19 protein-coding genes are annotated in these 24,365 nt (G+C 54.9%); 11 read left to right on the top strand and 8 right to left on the bottom strand.

Annotation, left to right across the window (positions count from 1 at the left end; all coding sequences use genetic code 11):
• The first annotated feature begins 385 nt into the window (after positions 1-385).
• The gene (locus PSAB_RS22985) at positions 386-2,173 is read left to right on the top strand and encodes a stalk domain-containing protein (RefSeq protein ID WP_025336905.1); all 1,788 of its coding nucleotides are present in this window, start codon (positions 386-388) and stop codon (positions 2,171-2,173) included.
• Positions 2,174-2,246: 73 nt separating this feature from the next.
• Here the strand turns inward: PSAB_RS22985 and PSAB_RS22980 are convergent, their stop codons facing one another.
• A complete protein-coding gene (locus tag PSAB_RS22980; protein WP_025336904.1) occupies positions 2,247-3,944 on the bottom strand; it encodes a methyl-accepting chemotaxis protein in 1,698 nt (565 codons plus the stop codon).
• Between the two features lie 262 nt (positions 3,945-4,206).
• Here PSAB_RS22980 and PSAB_RS22975 point away from each other — a divergent pair, with 262 nt between their 5' ends.
• Complete coding sequence (locus PSAB_RS22975; RefSeq protein ID WP_051529813.1) at positions 4,207-4,656, top strand: MarR family winged helix-turn-helix transcriptional regulator; 450 nt, start codon at positions 4,207-4,209, stop codon at positions 4,654-4,656.
• 160 nt (positions 4,657-4,816) lie between these two features.
• Here PSAB_RS22975 and PSAB_RS22970 read toward each other — a convergent pair whose 3' ends face one another.
• A complete protein-coding gene (locus tag PSAB_RS22970; protein WP_051529898.1) occupies positions 4,817-6,616 on the bottom strand; it encodes an LTA synthase family protein in 1,800 nt (599 codons plus the stop codon).
• A 343-nt stretch (positions 6,617-6,959) separates the two neighbouring features.
• On the opposite strand from PSAB_RS22970, the gene PSAB_RS22965 reads away from it, so the two are divergent.
• Both PSAB_RS22965 and PSAB_RS22960 read left to right on the top strand, forming a co-directional pair.
• The gene (locus tag PSAB_RS22965) at positions 6,960-9,263 is read left to right on the top strand and encodes an ATP-dependent DNA helicase (protein ID WP_025336901.1); all 2,304 of its coding nucleotides are present in this window, start codon (positions 6,960-6,962) and stop codon (positions 9,261-9,263) included.
• Between the two features lie 80 nt (positions 9,264-9,343).
• Positions 9,344-10,312, top strand: coding sequence for a Gfo/Idh/MocA family protein (locus tag PSAB_RS22960; RefSeq protein WP_025336900.1), 969 nt, complete (start codon positions 9,344-9,346; stop codon positions 10,310-10,312).
• 71 nt (positions 10,313-10,383) lie between these two features.
• Here PSAB_RS22960 and PSAB_RS22955 read toward each other — a convergent pair whose 3' ends face one another.
• Positions 10,384-11,067, bottom strand: a complete 684-nt coding sequence (locus tag PSAB_RS22955) for a CidB/LrgB family autolysis modulator (protein ID WP_025336899.1) — start codon at positions 11,065-11,067, stop codon at positions 10,384-10,386.
• Complete coding sequence (locus tag PSAB_RS22950) at positions 11,012-11,434, bottom strand: CidA/LrgA family protein (RefSeq protein WP_025336898.1); 423 nt, start codon at positions 11,432-11,434, stop codon at positions 11,012-11,014. Before PSAB_RS22950 ends, PSAB_RS22955 begins: the two co-directional genes overlap by 56 nt.
• Before the next feature lie 114 nt (positions 11,435-11,548).
• Between PSAB_RS22950 and cidR the strand changes: the two genes are divergently transcribed.
• The 5 genes from cidR (at position 11,549) to PSAB_RS22925 (ending at position 17,396) form a co-directional block, all read left to right on the top strand.
• Complete coding sequence (cidR, locus tag PSAB_RS22945) at positions 11,549-12,436, top strand: cidABC operon transcriptional activator CidR (protein WP_025336897.1); 888 nt, start codon at positions 11,549-11,551, stop codon at positions 12,434-12,436.
• Positions 12,437-12,573: 137 nt separating this feature from the next.
• Positions 12,574-12,810, top strand: a complete 237-nt coding sequence (locus tag PSAB_RS26280; protein WP_025336896.1) for an aspartyl-phosphate phosphatase Spo0E family protein — start codon at positions 12,574-12,576, stop codon at positions 12,808-12,810.
• Positions 12,811-13,228: 418 nt separating this feature from the next.
• Entirely contained in the window at positions 13,229-13,693 is a 465-nt protein-coding gene (locus PSAB_RS22935; protein WP_051529811.1) for a MarR family winged helix-turn-helix transcriptional regulator, read from the top strand.
• Positions 13,690-15,495, top strand: coding sequence for an ABC transporter ATP-binding protein (locus PSAB_RS22930; protein ID WP_025336894.1), 1,806 nt, complete (start codon positions 13,690-13,692; stop codon positions 15,493-15,495). Before PSAB_RS22935 ends, PSAB_RS22930 begins: the two co-directional genes overlap by 4 nt.
• A complete protein-coding gene (locus PSAB_RS22925; protein ID WP_025336893.1) occupies positions 15,492-17,396 on the top strand; it encodes an ABC transporter ATP-binding protein in 1,905 nt (634 codons plus the stop codon). Before PSAB_RS22930 ends, PSAB_RS22925 begins: the two co-directional genes overlap by 4 nt.
• A gap of 113 nt (positions 17,397-17,509) precedes the next feature.
• On the opposite strand, the gene PSAB_RS22920 is transcribed toward PSAB_RS22925, so the two are convergent.
• From PSAB_RS22920 to PSAB_RS22905, 4 genes are all read right to left on the bottom strand, one after another.
• Entirely contained in the window at positions 17,510-17,821 is a 312-nt protein-coding gene (locus tag PSAB_RS22920; RefSeq protein ID WP_025336892.1) for an antibiotic biosynthesis monooxygenase, read from the bottom strand.
• A 48-nt stretch (positions 17,822-17,869) separates the two neighbouring features.
• On the bottom strand, positions 17,870-18,589 hold the full coding sequence (locus PSAB_RS22915; RefSeq protein WP_025336891.1) for a 3-ketoacyl-ACP reductase: 720 nt from the start codon (positions 18,587-18,589) through the stop codon (positions 17,870-17,872).
• 69 nt (positions 18,590-18,658) lie between these two features.
• A complete protein-coding gene (locus PSAB_RS22910; protein ID WP_025336890.1) occupies positions 18,659-20,206 on the bottom strand; it encodes an FAD-dependent oxidoreductase in 1,548 nt (515 codons plus the stop codon).
• An 88-nt stretch (positions 20,207-20,294) separates the two neighbouring features.
• The gene (locus tag PSAB_RS22905) at positions 20,295-21,401 is read right to left on the bottom strand and encodes a diguanylate cyclase (protein ID WP_051529810.1); all 1,107 of its coding nucleotides are present in this window, start codon (positions 21,399-21,401) and stop codon (positions 20,295-20,297) included.
• 201 nt (positions 21,402-21,602) lie between these two features.
• Here PSAB_RS22905 and PSAB_RS22900 point away from each other — a divergent pair, with 201 nt between their 5' ends.
• Entirely contained in the window at positions 21,603-21,998 is a 396-nt protein-coding gene (locus tag PSAB_RS22900; protein ID WP_025336888.1) for a Fur family transcriptional regulator, read from the top strand.
• Between the two features lie 233 nt (positions 21,999-22,231).
• Positions 22,232-24,307 carry a methyl-accepting chemotaxis protein gene (locus PSAB_RS22895; protein ID WP_025336887.1) on the top strand — a complete coding sequence of 692 codons (2,076 nt, stop codon included), beginning with the start codon at positions 22,232-22,234 and terminating at the stop codon, positions 24,305-24,307.
• Positions 24,308-24,365: the final 58 nt, after the last annotated feature.

The raw sequence follows: 24,365 nt of genomic DNA, 5'->3' as shown, positions 1-24,365 counted from the left end.
CCCCTTCCTTGATTATCCCTTCATCCAAGTGTCCATACCCCAGAATCAGGCGGTTATCGCCAAGGACTGCCGCAAAGACGCCTTCCTGCTCGAAAAGCTCCGGCAAGTTCTCCGGTAGCGGAAAGGAAAACTCCGCGGTCAGATGCAGACCGGCCGCGCGGCCGCATATGCGGACTTGCCCGGCAAAGTGGCGGTTCAGACTTTCCAGAACCGCGCTCGTATTTGCCGGAATTCTGCTGGTCTCGGGCGCGTCTATGAGGCGGAACGAATCCGGACGTCTTGACTCCGCATGTTAATATGCAACTTTTGGAAAATACCCGCGTCTAATTTATTGACTTTCGCTCGTTATGAAATGAATAATCTCCGCCTAAGGAGGCACTTAGCAATGAACAGCGTGCATAGGAGCAAATCCGGTTTCAAATGGACCGCCGCCTTCCTGCTTGTCATTCTTGTATCCGGCCTGATCCCTTCCCTCGGAAGAAGCGCGGCCGCAGAAGAAACGCCCGGCTCCACCGGCGAGCAGATTGTGCTGGACCCTGGCTTCGGGTACCGCAGCATCTGGGCGCCGCTGGCGAACGAACTGTTCAGGTCCAGTTCGGTCACCGCCTATCTCCCGACCCGCCTGCCGGACTCCGGCAAGCAGTACTATGGCATTTCAAGCAAGCTGACGGAGGAAGGCTATGCCATCCAGCTTTATAGAGCAGACAAGGCTCCTGACGCCGCCAGTAGCCTCCCAGACGCGAATTCTCCTGCGAGAAAGCCGGGAGACGTGCTGCTGGAAGCTTCGGCCGGAGCAGCTAAACCTTCATTTCCGCACGGAGATGCTCTGCTGCTCAGCAAGAACGGATGGACGGTATATACCGATTCTGACGGGGCGGCAACGGACAGCCGGAAGCGGCAGCTTGTTCAGGCTTTTTCCCAGGCCGTAAAGTTCGCTACGCCTTTGTCCACTGACGCCAAAGGGATCATTAACGTATCGGGCACCGGGAAGGACGCCGTTTACACCGCGTACTGGTCTTTTGACGGCAAGACAGGGTACACGTTCGTAAGCCATACTTCTCTGGCCGATTTCATTTCGGTGCTTTACAGCTTCCGTCCGGTCATTAATCTGCTGGATCAGGCCGATGTGGTGATGCTGCCCCTCAGCGTGGAAATGAACTGGCAAACGGGCCGCACATCCGCTTTTGTGCCCCGGGAAAATAAACGTATCGCCCTCAGCAGCGCTCCCGTCTTTGCAAACGGAAATTTGTATTTTCCCTTAAAGGATGCGATCGCCTTTATTCAAGGACATATGCAGACCGTTCCGTCGGAGAATGCCGTATATTTCTCAGAGAACGGATACTTTAATCAGCTTAAGCTCAATGTGAAAACCGGCCAGGTGTATAAAGGACGCCAAAAAATCGCCACAATTAAGGTTCGCAAGCAAAACGGCGTTATTCTGGTGCCGCTCCGCTTTTTAAAGGAATACCTGTGGCTTCCGTTCAGCTATGATTCTTCTGCGAAGACGGGTACCATCGAGTACAGCACCTGGTTCACGAACAACCGGCCTCTTAAGGCTTCCAGCGCTACTCTTTCCGTGTCGGTTCTCGGAACCGGGATCTTTTACTATGAGAGCAGCCGGATAAGCTCCTTTGGAACGTACAGCTATCAACAGAGCAAGCCACCGCAAGGCTATAACGGGCGAAAATATAGTCTGTATCAGGTCAGCATCCCACTTCTGCCCGGGGAGAATCAATTCATATACGGCGACTCCAGAAACGGCCGCATCATCAACTCGATCCCGGTGGACTCGAAGCTGACCGCGGCCGATATACCTTTCCGCTACAGCGGTTATCCGTCCTATGACTCCTTGAGCCTTGATCTGAAGCTGAGCTCAAGCGATGGAGCTGACTGGCCGGCGGGTTACGCCGAGACGTCCTCCTACGTCGATTTAAGCGGCACCCTGGAGGCCCGAGGCACTGGCTTCTCTTCCCTTAGGCTGACCCTTAGGCCGGTTAACGGCCGGGAAAGCAAAGCCGTCAGCTTTCCTGTAGGCAAGGATGGCCGTTTCTCATACCGGATCAAGCCGGACCAAGGAAAAGGCAGCTACGTCGTCACGCTCTATAATCCGCCGGGGACTATTCCAAAGGCTGATAGGGCCCCTATTGTCACCTTCATCGTTGTCGTGAAATAAGCAGTAAAACGCAGCAAAGCAGCATCGCCTGGGAGGCTGATGCTGCTTTGTTTACGGCTTTAGGCTTTATGCTTTACGCTACCTTGAACTGTTCCACGAGCTTCTGCAGCTTATCCGACAGGGAAGAGAGGAATGCCGAGGAAGCTTCAACTTCCTGCATGGCCGCAAGCTGCTGCTGCGAAGTTGCGGACAAGCTTTCCGCACCTTCGGCCGTCTGATTGGACACGCTGACGGTATTCTGGATCGCATCAACCAATCCACCGGCGATCTCGGTCAGCTGCTGCACCGTTTCGGAGATTTCCCGGCTTTGAGATGCCATGGCGGAAACGGCTTTTTCAATCTCCGTAAAGGATTCGCCGGCACTCGTCACCATCTCCGTACCGTGCTGCATCTCCACGTTCGAACGGTTCATCGTCTCTCCGGCCAGATCCATTTGGGCAACAATGAGGCCGAGCAGCTCGCCGATTTGCCGCGCGGAATCCCCCGATCGCTCCGCCAGCTTGCGGACGGAATTGGCGACAACGGCGAAGCCGCGTCCTTCTTCCCCGGCGCGCGCCGCTTCGATAGCCGCATTCAGCGCCAGCAGATTCGTCTCCGCAGCGATGCTTGCGATCGTGCCGACGATGCTTTCGATTTCCTTCGAGTGACCGGACAGCGTATGAATGATGCCTGACAGGTCGTCAATGCTCCCCCTCATGACCTTCATCTGCTCTGTCGTCGAATCCATGGATTCTCTTCCCGAACGGGCTTTATCGGCCCCGCAGACAGCGTCCTTCATTGCCTGATCGGCGTTAATCGCAATTTCGGCAATGAACCCGGACATTTCCTGTACCGCCTGATAACTGCTCTCCAAATGGCGAAGCTGCACCTGCGCGCCTTCCGCCAGTTCAATCGTGACGTTAACCGTATGCTCTCCCGAGCGGTTCGTCTCCTGGGCGCTGGCCGACAGCTCCTGTGAGGAAGAAGCGACCTGCAGGGAGGTATCGTTCACTTCGGTAATCAGCCTGCTCAGATTGTCTTTCATTCCATTAAAGTCGGCGGCCAGCTTGCCGATTTCATCTTTGCTGGTCAGGAGCAACGCTTCCTGCGTAAGATCGCCGTGGGCGACGTGATTAACGGCGCGGGACAGTTTGGTCAGCGGACTGACCATCCGGCGGATGAAAAAGTAAGCGATCAGGATCGCGGCGACCAGGATGGACGCGCCAATGATAAGAGGCTGTTTCATGATTTCAAGCGTTCTTTCCTGAACCAGCGGGCCGTCAAAGTTGATGGCCATCAGGGCGACAATCGGTTTCGTAGGGTCATGGTCTTGATAGATGGGGCCGTAGCCGGTTTTCAGTGAGGTTCCTTGGTATGTATAAACCTTGGAGTATGTAGAATGTTTCATGGTGGTAATCATTTTCTTGTCTTCGTCGTTTAAATAAAACGAATCTCCAGCCTTATAGCCTCTGGCCTTCAAATTCTTGTCGGCGGCGAGAATTTTTCCGTCCAGCGACAAAATAAAGGCTTCCTTAAAGATCGGCTTATGTCCGACGATCCAACTGATCCGGTCCTCGATTGCGCCAAGCTTGCTGGTGTCCCCGGCCACAAGAGCGGCGATCTGCGCGGGGTCAACAAGTCCCGTTGTAATATTGGCACAGCCTACAAGCTCGATACCCGCAGCCTCATCCAACTGATTATAGGCGGCGCGGTAGCCGAAGAATCCGATGGACGATCCCACAAGCAGAAGAACGAGCAGCATCATCCAAGTTAATTTTGTTGCCAATTTCATACGTTTCCCCCATTTAACTATACTGATTGTTATAGATTGTATTGCGTGATTATATCAGATTAGAGGATTCATTGGCTGTGTCCGATTACGCTGCCCTCTTAATATTAAATAACGGCTGCATTCATTTGAAAATTTAGCGAAATCCGATACTTTTTCATAAGAACGCTTTAATGTGAAAAAGAGGACGGTTCCTGGATGCTTTTCAGCTTTATCGCATTGAATGGAAGCGGTGCAAAATGGTACGCTAGAATGAGGATAATGAATGGAGCTGAAATGCAAAATGTCGCAAGAGACCGACCCGCTAGTGGAACGAATCGGATTATCGATGTGGAGGGTACAGCGAAAAATCATATCGGGAATGTCCCTTCAGAAGGAGCTGGGACTGACCTTTCCCCAGTTTGCACTCCTGAATATGATCTCCCGCGAGGGAAAAGCGAGGGTGGTAACGCTCGCCGAACGGATGGAGGTCAAATCGAGCGCGGTTACGGTAATGCTGGACCGCATGGATGCAATCGGTCTGATCAACAGGGAGCAGGACGAGAAAGACCGCAGGGCCGTAGTCGTATCGCTTACCGAAAAAGGCAGGATGACCTGCGCCGAAGGGCAGCGCCGCTCGCTTGTCCTGCTGGGTGAATACTTGTCGATCCTGACACCGGATGAGCTTCAGCGATTCGCGGATTATTACGACATGCTGGACAGGCAGGAGCGTTAGCTGCTTTTCTGCGGCGCCTGGAAGGTGATACTTAGCTGGATTAAAACAGGAAAAAGCCATGCTCCCCCCAGGGAACATGGCTTTTGGCGTCAAGGAGCCGCTGCAATCCGTGGCCGCTTCACCCGCCAGTAAAGCAGCGGGAGCGGCTGAAGAAGCGCGACTATTCGGACTTCTTCAGAGGCAGCTGGGACACATAGCTGTCGGAGAGCTGCAGCAGCCGGAGCGCCCGGTTGTATTCATCCTCCGTTGACGCTGGCGGCTTGTTGCTCAGCGCGATCGGATATTGGGTATTATCCTCAAAGCTGTTACCGGGAATAAGCAGCCCGGAGCTTGCGATAAACGAGCCAGAGGGCAGATAATAGCGCTCGGGCAGCAGGTTCCCGGTCTGGTTAACGATGTCCTGCCCGAAATGAAGATGATCTTTCAGGGAAACGCCCAGCAAATTGGCGGCCGTCGGCATAATATCGATTTCGCCGCCGACCTGCTCCAGCGTCTGCGCAGACAGCCCCGCGCCGTGAATGATCAGCGGAATATTGGTCATGTTGGCGTAACCGTACTCATGGCCGTAAATTTCCTTCATCAGCTCTTTGTCGTCGTGGTCGAGCGAGTAAATCGGCAGCCCCATGTGGTCGCCGTAAATCATAATCAGGCTGTTGTCCCAGAGGCCGGACTCTTTAAGCTCCTGAACCAGCTGGCCAAACGCGTAGTCGGCGTAATTTTGCGCCCGGATGTAATCACCGACAAAGGTGCCTTCATAACGCTCCGGCAGCTTCATTTTGTATTTTTCCTCAGGAATCGTAAACGGATGATGGGCCGACATGGAAATGATCTGGGCGTAGAACGGCTGGCCGCTTGCGCTCATTTCCTTCAGCTTGGCTGTCGTCTTGCGGTACAGCACCTCATCGGATGGCCCGAAGAAGAACACGTCCTCGTCGCCGAAGAACCGATGGTCGTAATACTTGCCCCAGCCAAGCGAGCTGTAGAGCTCGCCGCGGTTCCAGAACTCCACATCATTCGTATGGAAGGTGGCCGTCTGATAGCCGTTCTTCTCCATTAAGCGCGGCAGACTCGGCAGCACCTTGTCGACGTACATCTGGGTGGCCGCGCCGCGCGGAGGAATGTAATAGGACGTATTGACGACGAACTCCGCATCCGAGGTGTTGCCCTGGCCGACCATCTGATAGAAGTTCGGGAAATAGAGGCTTTCCTTCATCACGGCGTTAAGGTTCGGTGTAATCTCCTTGCCGTCGATCTTAAGCCCGATCAGGAAATTTTGCAGCGATTCCATCTGCAGGATAATCAGATTCTTGCCCTTGGCCGCGCCTTGAAGCTTCGGATTTGCGGGAACGGTAATTCCCTTGGCCGAGTCGACCGCTTCCTGGGTAATGTCGCTGGCTTTCACCAGGTCGATTTTATCTTGAGCGAAGATCGTATAGGCTTCATAATTGAGAATGCCCATTTCCTGGGCTTTCTTGATTTCATTCATGCTGGCTTTGTTCGGCAGCACATTGAACAGACACAGCGCGAGCGAAGCGGCGAACAGAGCCGAGAATTTCCGGCTGCCGCGCCCGAGGTTGATTTGCTCTTTTTTGTAGATCCGGCCGTTCCGGTTAAAAAGAAAATAATACCCCAGCACAAGGACATCCGCGAAAATAAGCAGATAATAAGGGTCCATCAGTGAAAATACGCTGTTGCGGACGGCGGTCACCTGATTGACCTGCTCAGCGGCATGGTAGGTGACGATAACGCCGTAATATTTGAAATACATAATGGCCGCGAAGAAAATCGCCGTTACCAGCAGATTAACCGTCATATAATAGCCGAGCTTGCGCTTGGACGCGAAGCGCTCAATCAGGCAGAACAGCGCCCAGGCAAAAGGAATTTCGGTAAGCAGCGATTTCCACGGCAGCAGAACATCAAAGATGACCGCCCAGGCCAGATAGCTCTTGAGAATAAGCATAATAGTGAAAAAAATAAAGGGTTTAACGATCCATCGTTTAATGTTAATAGATGTCACGGCTCCGCCTTCTTTCTCGGGTGTGAAGCGACCCTTCGCCCAAAGCAAATATTTAGCGCAAAAGACAAGAAATCGCCAGTATAAAATTCATTATGCCGCTATGTAAAAGGAATGTCAAAACAAGAAAAGGCGCGCCGCAAGATGCAAAACGGCATGCTGCGGATATCGGCGGTCTTTTCGGCCGGAAATGAACGGATAGCGGGGCAAAAGGGGAAAATCGAAGAAACGCGCAGCGTGAAACTTAGGAAAGGCTTAGCCGATTGGCTTGAGGAAGGAGAGGCTCGCTTTGGCTTCCGCCGTAACCATTTCAGTACGATCGCTGGTGGAATATGTGTACCGCAGCGGCAGCCTCGAATCGGGCTTCCGCAGCGCTGCCTCCTTGGCTGAGGGGACGCGCATACATCAGAAAATCCAGCAGCAGTATAAAGAAGGCGACCGGAAAGAGGTCTATCTTAGCGCGGAGATCCCCTGCGGAGAGCTGATTTTCACCGTCTTCGGGCGCTGCGACGGTCTGCTGCTGTCAGGCGACGGCAGCCTTACCGTTGAGGAGATCAAATCAACCGGGGGGCCGGAGCTGCCGGAGGAAGGGCGCGAGGTGCACTGGGCCCAGGCGCTCATATATGCACATATGATCATCCTGGAGCAGGAGCTTGAGGCGATCACGGTCAGGCTCACTTATGTGCACACCGCGACCGGGGAGCAGCGGAGCTTCGAACGGCTCGTGACCGCCGGGGAAGCGGCGGCTTTTGCGGCGGATACCGCGGCGGCTTACGCTCCCTATGCGTCACTTCTCCTTAAGCACGGGGAGCGGCGGACCGAAAGCATCCGCAGGCTGGAGTTTCCGTTTCCCGCCTATCGTGCGGAACAGCGGCGTTTTGCGGGCGCCGTCTACACCTGCATTGCGGAAGGCGTGAATCTGTTCGCCCAGGCGCCGACGGGCATCGGCAAGACGATGTCCACGCTTTTTCCGGCGGTCAAGGCGATGGGAGAAGGGCTGCTGCGCGGCCTGTTCTACCTGACGGCCAAGACCGTTACACGGATCGCCGCGGAGGAAGCCTTTGCCCAGATGAACGCCCGGGGCCTCCATCTGCATGTGGTCACGCTGACCGCCAAGGAGAAGGCCTGCTTCCGGGAGGAAGGGCTCTGCGGTGCGGAATACTGCCCTTTTGCCGAAGGGTATTATGACCGCATCAACGGCGCGCTGATGGATATGCTTGAGCACGAAACGCTGATGGACCGGCGGGTACTGGAGCATTACGCCCGCAAACATTCCGTATGCCCGTTCGAGCTGTCGCTCGACGCGGCTTATGCCAGCGACGCCGTGATTTGCGACTATAACTATATTTTTGATCCCCGCATCGCCATGAAGCGGCTAATGGAGGAAGGGAAGAAAGAGACGGCGCTGCTAGTCGACGAGGCTCATAATCTGGTCGACCGCGGCCGGGAGATGTTCTCCGCGGCTTTACGCAAGGCCCCCTTTCTTGCGCTGAAGCGGAGCTACAAGGCACGGAACCGCGCGCTGAGCGCGGCGGCGGGGGGCGTGAACGCTATGTTCATCGCTCTCCGCAAAGCATGCGGGCAGGACGGCACAGGTACATGGGCCGAGTATCCCGAGGAGCTTCCCGGGCTGCTGGAGACGTTTGTGCAGGAGGCGGAACGGGAACTGCTCCGGCCTTCGCAGATGCTCCTTACTGAAGAGAAGGGGGAGGAAGAAGGGCTGCTTGACGCCTATTTTGACGCCCAAGGCATGCTGCGCGCCTGCAAGATGTACGACGAGCGGTACATTACCTACGCGGAAAGCGGAAGGGGCGATGTCTTACTGAAGCTGTTCAATCTCGACCCGTCGCATCTGCTGACGCAGTCCTCCAAAGGCTTCCGCAGCCGGATTTTTTTCTCGGCAACGCTGTCGCCCCTTTCGTATTACCGGGATATGCTTGGCGCGGCAGAAGAGGATTACAGTCTGACAGTGCCTTCCCCATTCCACAAGGAGCAGTGGGAAATCAGCGTCCTGCCGGTGTCAACGCGGTTTCGCGACCGCGAGAAATCGTTAGTGCCCCTTTCCAAAGCGCTCGCGGCGATGGCCGCCCGGAAAGGGAACTATTTGGCCTTTTTTCCTTCCTACCAGTATTTGCAGGACGTATACGAGGTTTTTGCCGAGTCAGTCCCCGGGATCAGGACGCTGGTGCAGGGAAGCGGGATGAGCGAGGAGGAGCGGGAGAGGTTTCTGGCCGCCTTCCGTCCGGATAACGGAGAGACGCTGCTCGGGTTCGCAGTGCTTGGCGGGATTTTCTCGGAAGGGATCGATTTGCCGGGAGACCGGCTGAATGGCGTCATGGTCGTCGGCGTTGGCCTGCCCCAGCTCGGACTGGAACGGAACCTGCTAAGGGAGTATTTCAGCGCTCGGGGCAAGAACGGATTTCATTACGCTTACGTATTTCCCGGCATGTGCAAGGTGCTTCAGGCGGGAGGGCGGCTCATCCGCAGCGAACACGATACGGGAGGGATTATCCTTGCCGATGACCGTTTCCTGGAGCCCCCTTATGCATGGCTGCTGCCGGACGAATGGAGAGACTACCGGGTGCTGGGATAACGCAGTATAATTTTCACAAGAAGAAACCATTCATAGGTTTTGAACAAGGATCGATCACGGGAAACGGAGGGACTTGCGAAATGACGCTGAATATCGGAATGGTCGGAACCGGCTGGTTCGCCAAGGTGCATGCCGATTTGCTGGCCGGAATGGCGGACGTCAAGCTTCAGGCGGTCTGCGGCACCAGCAGGGAAAAAGGGGAAGAAATGGCGCGGCCGTACGCTGCGGAAGGCTATGGAGATCCCATTGAAATGCTGGATACCCATACGCTGGATGCGGTTTACATATGTGTGCCGCCCGGGGCGCATGGCGCGATTGAACGCACGCTGATCCGCAGGGGAATTCCCTTTTTTGTGGAGAAGCCGCTCGGGGTGAGCACGGAAATTCCGGCGAGTCTTCTTCAGGATATCCAGGCTGCCGGTCTGCTTACCTCCGTCGGCTATCATTTCCGTTACCAGGAGAACGTCAAGCGGCTGAAAGAGGCGCTGCAGGGCGATACAATCGGCATGGTCGTCGGTCAGTGGATGGGCAGCATGCCGGAGGCGCCGTGGTGGCGCGATCAGGAGCGGTCCGGCGGGCAGTTCACCGAGCAGACGACGCATATCGTCGATTTGCTCCGCTACCTGGCGGGAGAAGTGACGGAAGTGTACGCGATGTTCGGGAATCGGGTCATGCATGAGAAAAAAGACGGCGTCAGTGTCGCGGACGTGGGTACGGTGTCCCTGAAGCTTGCCAGCGGCATTGTGGCGAACATTTCCAACACCTGCGTTCTTCCGGGTGAGGCCTCAAGGGTCGGGCTCAGCTTCTACAATGACCGCGGCCTGCTCGACTGGAACCCGCAGCGGCTTCTTACGGTGCGGGACGGAGAGAGCACCGAATACGCCAGCACCGGCAACCCCTATGTATCCGAGAGCGAGGCGTTCCTTCATGCCGTCCGCACCGGCGACCGCAGCGGTATACTGAGCGATTACGCGGATGCCTACAAGACGCTGAAGGTTACATGCGCGGCTTTCGAATCGGCCCGTAAAGAGGCGCCGGTGAAGCTGTAAGTTCATAAAAAAAGACACTCCGCTTCAGCAAATTGCTCGAAGCGGGTGTCTGCGGCCCAAGCCGGGACGGCCTAGTGGAGGAAGACCGCGAGTAGTGCCGGCGCTACGGTTAGTGTAAACAGCGCCGTCAGAATCATCGCGATACTGGAAATGGTTCCGGTCAGCGAACTCAGCTCAAAGGCTTTGGAGGTGCCCATACCGTGCGCAGCGGTTCCCAGCGACACACCGCGCGCAACTTCATTGTCAATGCGGAAGAGGCGAAGGACCGTCGGTCCTATCAGCGTACCCAGCACGCCGGTCAGAATAACGAATACGGCCGTAATGCTCGGTATGCCCCCTATGCTCTGCGAGATGTTCATGGCGATCGGCGTAGTAACCGACCGGGGCACCAAGCTGGTTGCAAGATTGCTGCTCAGGTGCAACCAGTGGGCCAGGAGAACGGATGAGATTACCGCCATCATCGTTCCTGACAGAACGCCTGCCGCAATCTCTGCGGCGTGCTTTTTGAGCACCTTGAAGTTTTTATGCAAAGGGATGGCAAAGGCAACGGTTGCCGGCTGAAGCAGGTCGGTGAGCCATTTGCCTCCCGCATTGTAGGAATCAAAGGATACGCCCATCATCAGCAGGAAGCTGATAATCAGCAGCGGCGTAATGATCAACGGAGACAAGTATACTTTCGTCTTCACCGCGTAAATCTTTTTAGATATCAGATAGATTGCCAGAGTCAGAGCCAGAAACAGAATCCCGCTTAGCATGATGTCTTCCCTCCTTGAATTTGAAAATAAGGGCTGTCAGCAGTCCTGAACTAGTCATAACGATAAAGGTTCCCGCGAGGATGACCGCCAGCAGACTGAGACCGTCCGTCTGGAGCAATTTGGAGTAATTCATAACGCCGATGGCGGAGGGAACGAAGAACAGCAGCAGCTCGGCCAGCAGCCAGGTTGCTCCGGCTTCGACCCAGCTTAGTTTGATAACACCGGTCTCCAGCAGGATGAATAACAGCACCATGCCAATAATGCTTCCGGGAATCGGAAGATGTAACCAAGAGCTGAGATCCCCCATTATTAGGGAGAACACGGTCAGCGCACCTACCTGCAGCATACCAATCCATAGTTTTCTCATAAGGTCCGCCCCTTTCAAGCTATATTGAAATTTTACAATAATTATTTACATAGGTAAAATGAATATATCGAATAGATGACATTCCTTTTGTCTATATATAGGAGGTTTGACGCTTTGGATATCAGACAGTTGCAGTATTTTGTGGAAGCCGCCCGGCTGAACAGCTTCTCCAAGGCGGCCAAATCGCTGTATATTACCCAGCCCACCGTAAGCAAGATGATCCGGCAGATCGAGGAGGAGCTCGGGGCCGATTTGTTCTACCGGGAAGGCAAGAGCATCAGGCTGACTGATGCGGGTGAAATTCTGCTTGCCAAAGCGCAGAATATCGTCGTATCCTTCCAGAGCCTCTCGTCCGAACTGGACAGCCTGCGCAAGCTGAAGCAGGGCCATATCCGCATCGGTCTTCCGCCGATGGTAGGGTCCAATTTCTTTCCGTCGGTGATCGGCCGGTTTCACCGGAAGTACCCCGATGTTACCATCCGGCTGTACGAGGACGGGGCCAAGAAGGTGGAGAATGATGTGGACACCGGCTTTCTTGATATCGGCGTCGTCGTTCTTCCCGTGGATGAAGCCAGATTTCATGTGTTCTCCTTCGTCCGGGAAAGGCTGGAGCTGTTGGTTCCCGCCGGCCACCGGCTGGCGGACCGGAGCTCGGTGCCGCTAGCGGAACTGAAAGATGAGGAATTTGTGCTGTTCCGGGAGGATTTCGCCCTGCATGACCGCGTGATCACCGAGTGCGTCAAGTCGGGGTTTCAGCCCATGGTCGTGTACGAAAGCTCCCAGTGGGACCTTATCGCCCGCATGGTGGCGGCCGGTCTGGGCATAGCCCTGCTGCCGCAGACCATCTGCCGCGATATGGACCGGTCGCGCATTTCCATTGTCACGTTGACCGAACCGGAAATTCCGTGGCAGCTCGGCATGATTTGGCGCAGGGACCGCTATCTGTCTTTCGCCGCCCGCGAATGGATTTCGTTTGCGCGGGATCTATTAAAAGAGAGGTAACCGCTGGCAGATGCGGCCTCCCTTTTGGTGATGAAAAAAGTTGGAGCATCGACATAATTTTCTTTTTTTGCAAAATATGTTTTTTTATTATCTTGATATATAATAGAGTAGAAGGTATTCAGAGAGAAGGTGATGCAGTGCTTCAGGAATGTACACCCCAGAATGACTATGTAATCGAATGCCGGGAAGAGGAATTGTTCATAACGATCGAAAGTCTCCGGTGCCAATTGCTGGAGGTTGCCCAGCAGCGCAGTCTCAGCGACCGCACCGTGGTTGAGCTCAGCGAGCGCCTCGACAGTTATATTCTGCTTGCCCAAAATATAATGATGAAGAATCTTCGGAGCCGCAAGAATCAACTGCAGGCATATAGATAAAGACCGAACCCGGGAAGAGGGCTGATTAGCCGTGCCCATGCATCTTTTGCGGGGGAAATCGTCCCGTTAATCGCATAACTTACTGATAAATAAATACCTTCCTGCCCAATGCGGCGGGGGGGTTTTTTGAAATTTCATGCTTATTAAAAAGTCCTATATTTCTACGAGAAACGGGGCTGTCCCTAAGAGGACGGTGCCGTTTCTTCTTGCCTGCCGCTGGCGTGAGAGATCATGGCGTTCCGTTTACAAAAATCGCGATTTTGATAGCGCATACAATGTTTGACAACGGACTGGCGTGAAAATATAATTAGGAAGCCTAAATAATATACTATATAATTATTAGGAATGCTAAGTAAATGAAACGAAAAATCCGGCATACGGAGGGATAGCAATTGGGATAGAGGACGATCAGAACAAGGTGCCGCACAAGCTGCTGATTGCTTTGCAGCAGCTGCATCGAGCGAAGTGGACTCAGGCCGCGGAAGGGAATAAACCCAGTGAAATGACGCTCATGCTGTGCATCGCGAGGAATATCTGCTCGGCCAAGCAGGGACTGAAGGTGTCGGAAATCAGCCGTTTGCTGGGCCTGACTCCGCCGACGGTTACCCAGCTCATCAACAGTCTGGAAGCGAAAGGGATGGTTGTCAGGCAGGCGGATGCCAACGACCGGCGGGCCGTGCGCGTCAGTTTGACCGAACAGGGCGGCAAGGCTGCCGAAAGAGCCAAAGAGCACAGGACCGCGACCTTGAACAAGCTCGTGGACTTTCTGGGCGAGGAAGACAGCAACAAGCTTGCGGAGCTTCTGCTTAAAGTTCAGGCTTTTGCCCAGGAGCATAGGCTCGAAATAGAACGGTTACCCATGAACGGAGATGACGAAGGATGATTAAATTATTTAGATATTTGAAGCCTTTTTCGCTGCCGATTGCGGCAATTCTGCTGCTGGTGTTCTTGCAGTCGCTGGGTGATTTGTATCTCCCGACCCTGATGTCCGACATCGTCGACAAGGGGATTGTGCATCAAGACCGGGCTTTGATCTGGAGAATCGGCGGGTTTATGCTGCTGGTGGCGGGCGGAGGCGCGCTCTGCTCCATCGTGGCCAGCTTTCTGTCTGCCAAAGTGGCGATGGGCTTCGGTCGCAACACGCGCTCGCTCATGTTCAATCATGTCGAGAATTTTACGCTGACTGAATTTGACAAGCTGGGCACCGCATCGCTTATTACGCGGACAACGAACGACATTACCCAGGTACAGACGGTGCTTACGATGATGCTGCGCATGATGATCGGCGCTCCGATGATGATGATCGGCGGCATTATTATGGCGGTGTCCGAAGACGCCAAGCTGTCTCTGATCTTTGTCGTCGTGATACCGGTGCTTGCTCTGGCGATTGCCTATGTGGGCATGAAGGGGCTGCCGCTCTTCAAGGCGATTCAGGTCAAGCTGGACAAATTAAATCTGGTACTGCGCGAGCATCTGGTCGGCATTCGCGTCATCCGTTCCTTTAACCGGACGGAGCATGAGAACAAGCGCTTCAGCGCGGCCAACCGGGATCTGACGGATACGGCGATCAAGGTCAACAAGATTATGGCCTTGCTCATGCCGATGATGATGTTCGTCATGAACTTTTCCATGATCGGCATTCTCTATTTCGGCGGCATCCGGATTAATAACAACGACCTTCAGGTCGGCTCGCTTATGGCCTTCATTCAGTATGCGATGCAGATCATGTTCTCGCTTATTATGGTTTCCATGATGTTCGTGCTCATTCCGCGCGCTTCCGCTTCCGCGATTCGGATTAATGAAGTGCTCGATATGGTGCCAGAAATTTCAGACCCCGAAATCCAAGTGCCGGAAACACCGGATCTGGAAGATATGGCACCGGAAATCGCCGATCCCGAAGCCCGGGTCACTTTGCTGGATCAGCCGGACACAGCCGGGATTCGCGGCTATGTAGAATTCAAGAACGTCTCCTTCTCCTACCCGGGAGCGGAGCAGCCTGCCCTGTCGGACATCAGCTTCACCGCAAAGCCCGGCGAGGTCACGGCGATTATCGGCGGTACCGGCTCCGGCAAATCGACGCTGCTCAGCCTGATTCCCCGCTTCTATGACGTGGTTGAGGGCGAGGTGCTGGTGGACGGGACCGATGTCCGGCAGATGACGCAGGAAGAGCTTCGCGCCAAGACTGGTTATGTGCCGCAGAAGGCCGTGCTGTTCACCGGCACCGTCAGTGACAATATCCGTTACGGGAAAGAGGGCGCGACGGATGAAGAGATCCGGCATGCGGCCGGTATCGCTCAGGCGCTGGATTTCGTAACTGCGATGAAAGACGGCTTTAACTCGCAAATTGCCCAGGGAGGCAATAACCTGTCCGGCGGGCAGAAGCAGCGGCTGTCCATTGCCCGGTCGCTTGTTCGGAAGCCGGAGATTTACCTGTTCGACGACAGCTTCTCGGCGCTCGACTTCAAGACGGACGCCAGGCTGCGCGCGGCGCTCAAAGGAGAGACGACGGAATCGACAGTGCTTATTGTCGCCCAGCGGGTCAGCACCGTTATGGATGCGGACCGGATTATCGTGCTGGACGAGGGACGGATTGCCGGGATCGGCAGCCACAGCGAACTGCTTGCAAGCAGCGACGTCTACAGCGAAATCGTATCTTCGCAGCTGTCAGAGGAGGAAATTGCATGAGCGAGAACAATCAGGAATACAGACGTCCCGCGCAGCCGCCGCGCAGAGGGCCCGGACCCGGCGGGTTCGGCGGAGCGGGCATGATGATGCCGCCAGAGAAAGCGAAGGATTTCAAAGGAACGCTGCGGCGGCTGACCCGGTATTTGCGTCCGAAACGGTTGCAGCTTGTGGTCGTGTTGATTACAGCCATCCTGAGTACGGTATTCAGCATTCTTAGCCCCAAGATTATGGGGAAAGCGACCACCAAGCTGTTCGAAGGCGTCGTTGGCAAATTCAAGGGCGTACCGGGCGCGGCTATCGATTTTGGCTACATTAATGAAATTCTGCTGATCCTGGCCGGCTTGTATGTGCTGAGCGCTCTCTTTGGCTACATCCAGCAGTATATTATGGCCGGGGTGGCGCAGAGCGTCGTATTCGACATGCGCGAGGAAATCAACAGCAAGCTAGAACGGCTGCCGCTGAAATATTTCGATTCCCGGACGCATGGGGAGATCCTGAGCCGGGCGACCAACGATGTCGACAATATCAGCACGACGCTGCAGCAAAGCTTGACCCAGCTTATCACATCGGTCATTACGATCATCGGCGTTATCATCATGATGCTGACGATCAGTCCGTGGCTTACGCTTATCACCATTATTACGCTGCCGCTCAGCTTTGTCGCCATTATGGGGATTACCAAGCGCTCCCAGACGTATTTCGTCGGCCAGCAGAAATCGCTCGGTCAGCTGAACGGCCATGTCGAGGAAATGTACACAGGCCACCGGATCGTCAAAGCGTTCGGACGGGAGAAGGAATCGCTCCAGGATTTTGACAAAATCAACGAGCAGCTCTACGATTCCGGCTGGCGCGCTCAGTTTATGTCCGGCATGATCATGCCGCTCATGATGTTCATCGGCAATCTGGGCTATGTGCTGGTCTGTGTAGTCGGCGGAATCTTTGTCACCCGAAAAATGATTGAAGTCGGCGACATCCAGGCATTTATCCAATATTCGCGCCAGTTTACGATGCCGATTACCCAGACGGCCAACATAGCCAATATTATTCAGTCGACCATCGCTTCCGCGGAGCGCGTGTTTGAACTGCTGGACGAGGAAGAGGAAATCCCGGAATCGGCGGCGGCCTTGGCTGGCAGGACCGTTCATACGGAAGAAGGAGCGGTGGAGTTCCGCCACGTGAAATTCGGATACAAAGATGATTCGATTCTCATTGAAGATATGAATATCCGGGTTAAGCCGGGACAGACGATCGCAATTGTCGGTCCGACCGGAGCCGGCAAGACGACGCTGATCAACCTGCTGATGCGGTTTTATGAGCTAAATGGCGGCCAGATCCTGATCGACGGCGTGGACATTACCGACATGAAGCGCAGCGAGCTGCGGGGCAAGTTCGGAATGGTGCTTCAGGATACGTGGCTCTTTAACGGCACGATCCGCGACAATATCGCATACGGGCGCGAAGGCGCGACCGAAGCGGATATAGTGCGGGCAGCCAGAGCGGCGCATGCCGACCATTTCATCCGCACCCTGCCGATGGGCTACAACACCGTGCTGAATGAGGAGGCCTCCAATATTTCACAGGGTCAAAAGCAGCTGCTGACGATCGCCCGTGCCATTCTGGCGGACCCGGCAATCCTGATTCTGGACGAAGCCACCAGCAGCGTCGATACCCGGACCGAGGTCCAAATTCAAACAGCGATGAACACCTTGATGCAGGGCCGCACTAGCTTTGTCATCGCTCACCGTCTGTCAACGATCCGCGACGCCGATTTGATTCTCGTCATGAATCATGGCACCGTCATCGAGCAGGGCTCTCACGAGCAGCTGCTGAAGCAAGGCGGATTCTACGCCGATCTGTATAACAGCCAGTTCTCCGAAGGGGAGCTTTCCGATGCCGGGTAAGCGGGCGCTTTCGTGCTAGCCCGCCGCCGGTAGTCAGTAAAAAAAGCGCAGAAACGTTCCTCCCTTTCGGGGGCGTTTCTGCGCTTTTGCTGTTTTGTGTCCGTTCCGTCCTTTTACTGCTTTGGAGTACGGCTGAGAAGAAGCTCGTACTTGTCGAGCGACGCTCCGAGAATGGAGTCGTTGCCGCCCGCCCCCCGGTGGGAATTTCGGAAGGACTCGCTTGCGGTCCAGGCTTTGAATGCATCCTCGTTCTCCCATACGGTACAGATCTTCAGCTCTTCCGCGCCTTCTTTGGCGCTTGCATGCCATACCTCCATGCGCACAAAGCCGGGCATGTCCTGCACGCCGCCCGTTCCGGCGAACCGCTGGGCCAGCGCAGCTCCGGCACCTTCCTTGACCTTGATCGTATTCGTGACTACGAGCATAGCTTTAAGCCTCCCGCTAATAATGGATGAAGGATTGCGGATAACATTCTATTGCGGATTGGTCGTCCAGATGCCTGCCGTTTTGATGACTACGCGGTCCGGCAGCTTCAGCGCTGTCAGCGCCAGCTCGGCGACATCCTCAGGCTGCATCATCCGGTCTTCGTCGCCGATCGGCAGGCCGGCATTCACCGCCAGCGGGGTATTGACCGTGCTTGGCGTCAGCGCCACAACCCGGATGTTGAACTTGCGCACTTCCTGGAAGAGCGCCTCGGTCATGCCCATGAGTGCGAACTTGGACGCGCAGTAGGCGGAGCCTGTGGCGAAGCCGCGTTCACCGGCAGTGGACGAGACATTGATAATGTTGCCGGCCTTCTTCTCGATCATCGCAGGCAGCGCGGCGTGGGTAACGTAATAGGCGCCGAACAGATTGATGTCGATATGGCGTTTCCATTCTTCGGGGTCCATATCCACCAGCGTACCGAAGGTAGCGACACCGGCGTTGTTAATCAGGACGTCGAACGTGCCGAGATCGTTCTGGATAGCAGCCACAGCGCGCTCCGCTTCTTCGCGGACCGAAATATCGGCGATGGCAATGCTGACCTTCACATCATGCGCTTCGGTGATTGCGGCTTTCAGCGCCTCCAAATCGGCGGCGGTACGGGAGATCAGCCCCAGATTGGCGCCTTCCTTGGCGAGCGCCAGGGCCAGGGCTTTACCGATGCCTTTGCCGGCACCGGTAATCACTGCGGTTTTTCCTCTAAGTTCCATCTCTTTAGAATCACTCCTTTGATTTGGTTAAGTTTCTGCGTTTATTGAAGGAGAGGCCCAGGGCAGGCCTCACACATCCAGCTTCGTCAGCGGCTGAACCGCTGGTCCTTCGATCACTTCGCCGTCATAGGTGTAACGGGAGCCGTGGCACGGGCAATCCCAGGAGCGTTCACTCTCGTTCCAATCGCATTCGCAGCCCATGTGCGTACAGGTCCTGTCCACCAGGTGAATACCGCCCTCGGGGTCCTTGTAGGCGCCGACGCGCTTTCCATCGTGGCGGACAACGCCGCCTTCGTCCGGCTTCAAATCCCCGATTTTTTTATGAGCGAATTCCACCTTGCCTTGGATCAGCTCCTTGGCGACATTGGCGTTCTCCACTACCAGATTCTTGATGCCCGGGTTGGCCTTGAACCGGGTCGGATCGTACAGCTCCGTATAGGGATTCGGTTTGCCTTGAATCTGATCGGCAATTATCCGCGCCGCCAGCGTGCCCGCCGTCATTCCCCATTTCGCGAAGCCTGTGGCGATGTAGATCTCCTTGTCTTTGGACAGCTTGCCGATGTAAGGGACCTTATCTACCGTAATCAAATCCTGGGTGGACCAGCGATAAGGAATCTGGCGGATGCCCAGAAGCTCTCCGGCGAAAATCTCCAGATTCTCATAATGCTTGATCGTACAGCTGCTCTGCCCCGTCTTATGGCTCTCGCCGCCGGCGATAACCAGCTTTTTGCCCTCCCATTCGACCGCGCGGAGAGAGCGTCTCGGCTTGCCGACGCATAAGTACATTCCGCCTTCATAGTCGGTTTCAGGCTCGAAGGCCAGGGCGTACGCGCGTTCCGCATGCAGGCGCGCAAAGTACATCGCTCCGCCGTCATAGAACGGAAAATGGGAGGCCGATACGGCATGCCGGCACTTGATGCGGTGCTTGCCCCGTTCGGTAAAGAGCGTCAGACCGTCCTCATCCTCGACCTCTTCGCTGATCATGGTATGCTCGTACACGGTTCCGCCCTTGGCGAGAAACGCTTCAAGCAGTCCCTTCAGATACTGCAGCGGGTGGAAGCGGGCCTGGCCGGGAAGCTTGATGCCGCCTCCGATGCGCATGGGCAGCGATACGGAATCGACCCATTCCCCCGGAAGTCCCAGCTTGCGGTAAGCCTCGAGTTCATTCTCAAGCTCCTTCAGCGTTTTCCCGTCGCCGACATCGCTGTATATATAGGCATCCTCACGCTCCAAACCACAGGATAAGCCGAGCTTCCCGGCCGTTTGAAGAATCCACTCCAAACTCTCGCTGTTCGAGCGGAAATAAGAGCGCGCGTGCTCTTCCCCGAAATGCTTGATCAGATTGCTGTAGATCAGCCCGTGCTGGGCCGTAATTTTGGCCGTCGTGAATCCCGTTGTGCCGGCGAGCAGCTCGGTGCCTTCCAGCAGCGTAACCTTCCGCCCGGCCTCCGCAAGCAGATAAGCTGCGGTAATACCAGTGATGCCTCCGCCCACCACGGCGATGTCAGTGGTGTGATCCTCTGCTAGCCGGGGAAAGGAGGGCAGCTCCGTCGTTCCTCTCCATAGCGACTCCGGAAATCTGGGCAGACTCTCCTGCCCTTTATTTTCTGGTTTCATTTACCGAATTCCTCCCTAATTATACAGTTGCCATTTCAGTTATTACCACTGAGATAACAAAAGAAACTGCAGGAGGTTGGTTTCAATATCAAATATTGGCGACGCAGACCTTGTTTCGCCCTGAGTTCTTGGCCGCATACAGCGCACTGTCCGCATATTGGCAGAGCAGGTCTCCGTCCGCGTCCTGGATGTTTTCAGGATAAGACGCTACCCCGACGGATACGGTGAGATGAACTTTTTTGCCTAAAGGCAGTACAAAACGGTCGTTCTCCACAGCGGCGCGGATACGCTCCCCGGCCCTTTGCGCTTGCTGGAGCGGGCAATCCGGGAGCAAAATGGTAAACTCTTCGCCTCCGTTGCGCGATACGATATCATAGGAGCGGGAGTGATTGCACAGGCGGCGGGCCAGCTGCTTCAGGACAGCGTCACCAGCAGGATGGCCGTAAGTGTCGTTGATAACCTTGAAATGGTCGATATCAATGGCGAGCATCGAGAGGCTGTTGCCCCGCCGTTCAGCCCGGGCCATCTCTGTATCCATGTGGCGGTGGAACTGGCGCAGGTTGTTCAGATTGGTAAGGTAGTCCGTCGTTGCGCGATGCTCAAGCTGCGCGTACAGCTCGTTGGAACGCTGAATATATTCGGCGATATAATACACGCCCAGTCCGGCGGCAAGAGTAATCCCGAGCTGCAGCGGGAAAAATTCCATGACCTTGGCCAAGCTTCCGAGGTTGCTGCTGATCGTCACAAAGCTGATGCCCATGCTGATCAGGTTGCTGACCATGACTTTGCGCAGCCGTGACCAGGGAAGTATGGAAATCCAGCAGCAGCAATAACCGATAATCAGGAGAGAAACGCCCGCTGCTATGGAAGAATAGGACACACCATAAAAAAGAACCCGGCTTATCGCGAGCAGCACAGAGCAAATCAGTGCGGGCAGCCAGCCGATATATGATGAAATGAGAATAATCGTCAGGTGACGCAGGTTGGCGTAGCTTCCCGGTCCGACCGGAAAGGAATAGCACATCAGGATCATGCCGAACAATCCGAAGAGCAGCCCGGCGTTGACTCTTGTGGCGATGCTAACCGAACGGCCGGCGACGACAAATTTTTTGGACAGCATCCCCGACAAATATAGAAAAGTTACAAGGATGCAAAAGTTTGCAAAAAGACTGTTGATCAATTTTAATATCATCATGGCGGTATCAAGAGCTCCCTGAATAAAGTGACCGTAACCAACTGCGGCTCTTGCTTATTTTATCGGAAATTCCAGTCAGAATGTTGAAGAATTTTGTCGAATTAGATCGACTTTTTTTGCAATGCCGGGCTCTCCAATGATTGACCGGAATGCTCCAAAGATTTATACTTGATCTAAAAATAAAAAGTTAGGGTGATCGAAGTGAGACATCTGAATCTGACTTCCCAACGCCAAGCCGTTTACGATATTGTCCGTGAATCGCATGACCACCCGACTGCGGCGGAAGTGATGAACCGTCTGGTCGAGAAGGGGCATAACCTTGCCTACGGCACTGTATATAATTCGCTTCGCTATCTTGCCGACAAGCAGCTGATCCGGGAACTGAAGCTGGGAGAGGCCGCCAGCCGCTATGACGCTCGTATGGACGACCACCAGCATATTATTTGCGACGTGTGCGGAGCGGTGGATGAAGTGATGAGCCATGTGCCCGCGGGCTGGCTGGAGGAGGTCGCCAAAGAGACCGGCTACAGCATCGGACATGCGCATGTCGTTTTTGGAGGCGTTTGCTCCGCCTGCCGCAGCAAGGTTGTGAATTAACCGGACGGCACCGGCCCATTGCCGGCGGGGATATAACATAGCATGCAGAAAGGGCTTTCCGGCCAGAACGGACGGAAAGCCCTTTTTGTGTCCATTTGTGGAATGACTGGATATTTTTATGAGCAGAATCAAGAAAAAGAGTAGAATAACAGCCAACATATGCCGATATAACATTATACATTTGCTAAGCGATCTACCGTTATTTTATCCAGTCGAATGGGGGAACAGAGAAGATGCCCAGAAAGAAAAAGGCAGGCTTGACTATGCGCACCAAATTAATTTCCATTTATTTGCTTGTGCTGATTGTCCCGGGTCTCATCATCGGAGGTCTGACCTATCGGACGGCCAGCAGCGCGGTGACGAATCAGCTCGTCAACAGCTCGCAGGAGAGTGTTACGGCGGTCAATGAAATCGTCAATTCGAATATCCAGTCCAAGATAGAGGACGTGAAGTATTTCGTCGACGCCGTTTCTTCTTCCACCGTGAACAGTGATCCTAACGGAGGAGGATACGCCGAGCTGAAAGGCCGGTTGAAGGAATATGCGGCAATGCATCCCGATGTACTGGAAGTATATATAGGAACCGACCAGGGCAAAGTTGTAAAAGCTTCCGATACCCCCCTGCCCGCCGGATATGATCCACGGAAGGAAAATGCTTATGTTAGCGCTATCAAAAAAGGCGGCGGTCCAGTGATCTCCCCTGTGTTTCAGAACGCGAACAAGGAGACGGTGGTCTCCATATCGTCGGTACTCAACGATAAAAGCGGCGTGTTCTTTTTGGAGCTGAACCTGAAGCAGCTGGCGAATCTGGTCGATCTGAAGGTCGGCAAGGAGGGGTATGTCCTGATTGTGGACAGCAGCAAGAGGTTTGTGGTGCATCCGACGGAGCCGCTAGGTCTTCAGTCAAACGTAGAATTTGTCAAAAGAATGTTCGAGAAGGATGGCGGCACGTTCGATTATGACTATAATGGCGACAAGAAAAATCTGACCTATATGACCAATGCTCTTACCGGCTGGAGAATAGCGGGAACCATCAACAAAAGTGAAATCACTAGCGCGTCGCAAGGCATCCGGACGACCGCGCTTATTGTAATCGCTGCGTCCATCCTGATTGCTTTGGTGCCGCTCTACTTTGTTCTGCGCGCGCTTCTTGCGCCGCTCGGCCGGCTGAGCAAAGCGACGGAGATCATCAGCCAGGGCGATCTGTCGCAGGATATCGGCTCCTTCGGACAGGACGAGATCGGCCATCTGGCCACCAATTTCCAGACCATGGTTTCCAGTCTCCGGGAGATGATACTCGGCGTGCAGGAAATGACCGACAACGTATCTTCCTCGGCTGCGGAGCTGACGGCCGGAGCCGAAATGACGACAAAGGCGATCGAGCATGTGACCGTCGCCATTCAGGAGGTGGCTGCGGGCAACGAGCGGCAGGTTGGCAGTGTGCAAAGAGGTATGGAAGGCACGGCCGCGACTACGGCGGAGGTGTCCAACATTTCCGGGTATATGAATGAAGTGTCGGCGATGATGGACAATACGTCCCGCTCAGCCGCTGAAGGCAATGACTCGGTTATCCAGGTCGTCGATAAAATCAACGGCATTCACGAGACGGTCGAGGAGCTCGGAGCCGTCATCGATAAGCTCAACGAGCGCAGCGGACGGATTGTAGGCATCGTAGGCATCATTACGGGAATCGCCCGGCAGACGAATCTGCTGGCGCTCAACGCGTCCATCGAGGCGGCGAGAGCCGGGGAGCATGGCCGCGGATTTGCCGTTGTCGCCGCAGAGGTCCGCAAGCTGGCCGAGGAATCGGAGCATTCGGCGCGGGAAATCTCAGAGGTTATCGTTTCGATTAACAGCGAGATGAAAGAAGCGATAACGCGGATGAACAGTGCCAAGGAGAAAGTATCCGAAGGCATCCTCGCGGTCGATACGACAGGGCGTTCCTTCTCGCGGATCCGCAGAGCGGTCAAGGGAGCGGCGGAAAAAATCAAGGCGATGGGCGAAGGTGTTCAGGCACTGTCTCAGGAAGCCGGCGGTATGGAGAAGGCAATGGAGGAAGTTCGCGTGATTTCCCAGGAGGCTGCGGCGAATACGGAGACGATTTCAGCAGCCGCGCAGGAGCAGCTTGCCTCGGTTGAGGAAATCGCATCCTCGTCGTCGGACCTCAGCCGCCTGGCCGATGACTTGCAGGCTCTGGTCAGCCGCTTCAAACTGTACGGTTCCGGTGCGGCAGGTCAGACCGCAGAGCCGGAAGCAGAGCCGACTGCGGCTTCGGCCGAGGAAGAAACTTCCCGCGGAATAGCGAGCTAGAACTTTCTTTGGCATCTCCTTGCAAGTATACTGTTAAGCAAGCAGCAAGGAGAACAGA

Source organism: Paenibacillus sabinae T27 (assembly GCF_000612505.1).
Classification (GTDB): domain Bacteria; phylum Bacillota; class Bacilli; order Paenibacillales; family Paenibacillaceae; genus Paenibacillus_AQ; species Paenibacillus_AQ sabinae.
This window is presented reverse-complemented; position numbering and strand designations above follow the sequence as displayed.

What these genes read in the sequence shown, in the direction of transcription:
- PSAB_RS22985 (WP_025336905.1), top strand. Translation starts at nt 386, where the DNA reads ATGAACAGCGTGCATAGGAGCAAATCCGGTTTCAAATGGACCGCCGCC.
- PSAB_RS22980 (WP_025336904.1), bottom strand. Translation starts at nt 3,944, where the DNA reads ATGAAATTGGCAACAAAATTAACTTGGATGATGCTGCTCGTTCTTCTG.
- PSAB_RS22975 (WP_051529813.1), top strand. Translation starts at nt 4,207, where the DNA reads ATGGAGCTGAAATGCAAAATGTCGCAAGAGACCGACCCGCTAGTGGAA.
- PSAB_RS22970 (WP_051529898.1), bottom strand. Translation starts at nt 6,616, where the DNA reads ATGCTTATTCTCAAGAGCTATCTGGCCTGGGCGGTCATCTTTGATGTT.
- PSAB_RS22960 (WP_025336900.1), top strand. Translation starts at nt 9,344, where the DNA reads ATGACGCTGAATATCGGAATGGTCGGAACCGGCTGGTTCGCCAAGGTG.
- PSAB_RS22955 (WP_025336899.1), bottom strand. Translation starts at nt 11,067, where the DNA reads ATGCTAAGCGGGATTCTGTTTCTGGCTCTGACTCTGGCAATCTATCTG.
- PSAB_RS22950 (WP_025336898.1), bottom strand. Translation starts at nt 11,434, where the DNA reads ATGAGAAAACTATGGATTGGTATGCTGCAGGTAGGTGCGCTGACCGTG.
- PSAB_RS22930 (WP_025336894.1), top strand. Translation starts at nt 13,690, where the DNA reads ATGATTAAATTATTTAGATATTTGAAGCCTTTTTCGCTGCCGATTGCG.
- PSAB_RS22925 (WP_025336893.1), top strand. Translation starts at nt 15,492, where the DNA reads ATGAGCGAGAACAATCAGGAATACAGACGTCCCGCGCAGCCGCCGCGC.
- PSAB_RS22920 (WP_025336892.1), bottom strand. Translation starts at nt 17,821, where the DNA reads ATGCTCGTAGTCACGAATACGATCAAGGTCAAGGAAGGTGCCGGAGCT.
- PSAB_RS22915 (WP_025336891.1), bottom strand. Translation starts at nt 18,589, where the DNA reads ATGGAACTTAGAGGAAAAACCGCAGTGATTACCGGTGCCGGCAAAGGC.
- PSAB_RS22910 (WP_025336890.1), bottom strand. Translation starts at nt 20,206, where the DNA reads ATGAAACCAGAAAATAAAGGGCAGGAGAGTCTGCCCAGATTTCCGGAG.
- PSAB_RS22905 (WP_051529810.1), bottom strand. Translation starts at nt 21,401, where the DNA reads ATGATGATATTAAAATTGATCAACAGTCTTTTTGCAAACTTTTGCATC.
- PSAB_RS22895 (WP_025336887.1), top strand. Translation starts at nt 22,232, where the DNA reads ATGCCCAGAAAGAAAAAGGCAGGCTTGACTATGCGCACCAAATTAATT.